This is a genomic window from Streptomyces sp. SID1328 (assembly GCF_009865595.1).
GTDB lineage: Bacteria > Actinomycetota > Actinomycetes > Streptomycetales > Streptomycetaceae > Streptomyces > Streptomyces griseoluteus.
On record NZ_WWKH01000218.1, the window covers coordinates 1 to 3273 of the forward strand.

The 3273-nt window shown below is 73.4% G+C and carries 4 protein-coding genes and 1 tRNA gene; 2 read left to right on the plus strand and 3 right to left on the minus strand.

Annotated elements, in window-relative coordinates:
- A tRNA-Val gene (locus GT030_RS06370) sits at positions 1–69 on the plus strand.
- 52 nt (positions 70–121) lie between these two features.
- Here GT030_RS06370 and GT030_RS06375 read toward each other — a convergent pair.
- The 3 genes from GT030_RS06375 to GT030_RS35465 form a co-directional block, all read right to left on the minus strand.
- Entirely contained in the window at positions 122–415 is a 294-nt protein-coding gene (locus GT030_RS06375) for a zf-TFIIB domain-containing protein (protein ID WP_161200235.1), read from the minus strand.
- An 81-nt stretch (positions 416–496) separates the two neighbouring features.
- Positions 497–1438 (minus strand): aminoglycoside phosphotransferase family protein, encoded by a 942-nt coding sequence (locus tag GT030_RS06380; RefSeq protein WP_346009578.1) that lies wholly within the window; start codon positions 1436–1438, stop codon positions 497–499.
- Between the two features lie 156 nt (positions 1439–1594).
- Positions 1595–1771 (minus strand): hypothetical protein, encoded by a 177-nt coding sequence (locus GT030_RS35465; protein WP_086695998.1) that lies wholly within the window; start codon positions 1769–1771, stop codon positions 1595–1597.
- A gap of 589 nt (positions 1772–2360) precedes the next feature.
- Between GT030_RS35465 and GT030_RS06385 the strand changes: the two genes are divergently transcribed.
- Positions 2361–3273, plus strand: a 913-nt coding sequence (locus tag GT030_RS06385) for a serine/threonine-protein kinase (RefSeq protein WP_161200237.1), incomplete at its 3' end; no start/stop codon positions are given.

The following is a 3273-nucleotide window of genomic DNA, read 5'->3' on the forward strand; positions in this document are numbered from 1 at the left end:
CGATTAGCTCAGCGGGAGAGCGCTTCCCTGACACGGAAGAGGTCACTGGTTCAATCCCAGTATCGTCCACACACCGAAGAATCCCCCGGCCGTCTTGTACGGCCGGGGGATTCTTCGTGTCTCAGCTCGAGAAGAGCATGTGGCCGAAGCTCTTGTGGCGGTGGTGGCCGCCGTAGTGGCCGCCTTGGTGGTGGCCGCCGTGCTGCGGGGCGCCCCAGGCGGGGGCGGGCGCGGCGGGGTAGCCCTGCGGGGCGGGCGGCGGCGGGCCGGGCTGGGACCACTGCGACTCCAGGCGGGTCAGCGCCTCCAGCTCGCCGTAGTCGAGGAAGATGCCGCGGCAGCCGTCGCACTGCTCTATCTGGACGCCGTTGCGGTTGTAGGTGTGCATCGGCGCATGGCACTTCGGACACTGCATGGTTCGGCTCAACTCCTCGCCGTCGGGTGCTGCTCGGTGTTTCTCCAGGACAGACTCCGTCCTGCCCCGGCCGGTTGCAGCCTATTTGAGGAAACCGCGGGCCAACTGGCCGGGTGCGCCCGGCATTCGCGCACAGGCGTCCACGACGGCCCGCTCCACCTCGTCCAGCGGGCGCCCGGCGGTGAGGGCCTTGGTGAGGGCGAGGGCGGCGGTCTGCACGGTGAGCGCGCGGGCCGGGACGTCCAGTACGGGCCAGGGGTCGGCCTCCGGGGGCACGGCCGGACCGTCCGCCGCCTGGTAGGCGGTCAGGAAGCGGAGCCATTCCCCGGGCGGAAGAAGGCCGCAGGCGTACCAGGCGGCGGGGCGGGCGAGGTCCCAGGCGGGGACGCCGAGTCCGAGGTCGTCGACGTCGATGAGGTGCCAGGGTCCGTCGGGCGCGGGGTGGCGGACCAGCTGGCCGAGGTGCAGATCGCCGTGACAGAGGAACGGGGTGCCGGGGGCGGGGGCTTCTGCGCGGACCCAGGGCGGGAGGGCGGCCCAGGCGGCCAGGACGGGCCGGGCCTCGGTGCAGGGGTGGTCGGTCAGGGTGCGGCGCAGGCGGGCCATCGCCAGGGCCGCTTTGGCGGGGCCGCGCATCGCGGGGAGTCCCGTGGGTGGAGGGGTGCGGTGGAGGCGGGCGAGGAGGGTGGCCGTGGCTTCCCACGGTGCGGCGTCGGGGTCGTCCCGGTCGACGGGGGTGCCGTAGGGCCAGTGGGTGACGAGGCGGCCGTCCAGGCGGGCCGGGGCCGTGGCGCGCGGGGGCAGCAGGATGCCCGGGAGGCGGGCGGCGGCGGTGAGGCGGTGGGCCAGCTCGCGCGGGTCGGTGTCCGGGGCGTGTGCCTTGGCGACGGTCGTGCCGTGCCGGACGACGGTGGCGTCCGGGCGGTCGGCCAGCGCACCGCAGACACAGGCGCACGGCCCGTCGCCGGGGTGGAGGGCCGCCTTGAGCCGGGCCGTGAGGGCCGGGGCTGTTTCCGCTGTCACGGGAGGTGAGCGTACTGGGGCCGGCGGAAACGCAATGCCGGCGCAGCTCCCCAGCTGCGCCGGCATTGCGTGCCGTCCGTCGCACCCCCGTCCCCACGGGGTTTCTGGATGTAAGGGATCTCCACCCGGACCGCTCTTCCGGGCCTGGACCGCTTCTCAGCGGCCCAGCATCGCACCCACGGACGACGCCTGTGTGGCCACCGTCTCCCAGCCGTCGAAGACGAGCAGGAGCAGGGCCGCCAGGGGAAGGGCCATCAGGGTCGCCACCAGGGGGTGGCGGCGGCCCGTGCGGCGTCGGAGGAGTGTGTCGCGCCTCGGTGCCGTGGGGGCCATGGTTCCTTCTCCCGGCCGATTCGGTTGTTGGCAGCGGCGGGCGCATGGCCTCGGGGGGCGAGCGCCGGGCCCGCCGCTTGACCTCAAATCTAGGTTCGCGGCGCCGGGCGGGCGTCATGCCCTCGTACCGAATGGCGGGCCTCCCGGAGGATGAGCCTCCTGTCCGCGCGTACTCCCCTGGTTGGAGACGTGCGGTGGAGTCTCAGGGTCTTCCCGGAAGGGTCGCGGGCGGGCGCCCCGGCGTCTCCTCCCAGAGGTGGATTGCCGTGACTTCAGTCACTTTGACCGTCCGGGGGCACGGCAGGCGGGAGGAACGGCACCGCCGGGCGTCGCGGGGGCGGCCGGACGCTTCCCCCCACCCGACGGGACGATGCCGGTTACTGTCCGTTGACCAAAAGTCAACGTCCGTACCTGGTGAGAGGGTTGATGACGTCCTTACATCAACCACACAGCAAGATCCGTGTCGCTGACCGCGTTTCACCTCGGGCGTGGGGTAGGCGCAATCCATGGGCCCGAGAGGGCGCGGCCTCTGCGCGCGGGCGGCCGGGGAAACGTAAGCTGGGCACGTCACAGGGACCGGGCAGCGGGGATGAACATGGCGATGATGCGCCTGAGGCGCGAGGACCCGCGCGTCGTCGGCTCGTTCAGGCTTCACCGACGGCTCGGCGCGGGCGGGATGGGCGTGGTCTATCTCGGCTCGGACAAAAAGGGCCAGCGGGTCGCGCTGAAAGTGATCCGGCCCGATCTCGCGGAGGACCAGGAGTTCCGGTCGCGGTTCGCGCGGGAGGTGTCGGCGGCCCGGCGCATCCGGGGCGGCTGCACGGCGCGGCTGGTGGCGGCGGACCTGGAGGCCGAGCGGCCCTGGTTCGCCACGCAGTACGTGCCCGGCCCGTCCCTGCACGACAAGGTCGCCGAGGAGGGCCCGCTGTACGCGGCCGACACGGCGGCGATCGGCGCGGCCCTGTCCGAGGGGCTGGTGGCGGTGCACGAGGCCGGCGTGGTGCACCGGGACCTCAAGCCGTCCAACATCCTGCTGTCCCCCAAGGGCCCGAGGATCATCGACTTCGGCATCGCCTGGGCCACCGGCGCCTCCACGCTCACCCATGTCGGTACGGCGGTGGGCTCCCCCGGCTTCCTGGCGCCGGAACAGGTGCGCGGGGCGGCCGTCACCCCGGCCACCGACGTGTTCTCGCTGGGCGCGACCCTGGCGTACGCCTCGACCGGTGACTCCCCCTTCGGGCACGGCAGTTCCGAGGTCATGCTGTACCGGGTGGTGCACGAGGAGCCGCATCTGCACGGCGTGCCGGACGCGTTGGCGCCGCTGGTGCGGGCCTGCCTGGCGAAGGACCCCGCGGACCGGCCGAGCACGCTCCAGCTGTCGTTGCGGCTCAAGGAGATCGCGGCCCGCGAGGCCCAGGGGCTCGGTGAGGTACGGCCGCCCGGGCCGCGGACGCCGGTGTCGGACCGGGTCTCGGTGCGGCTCGCGGACACCTCGCCCGACC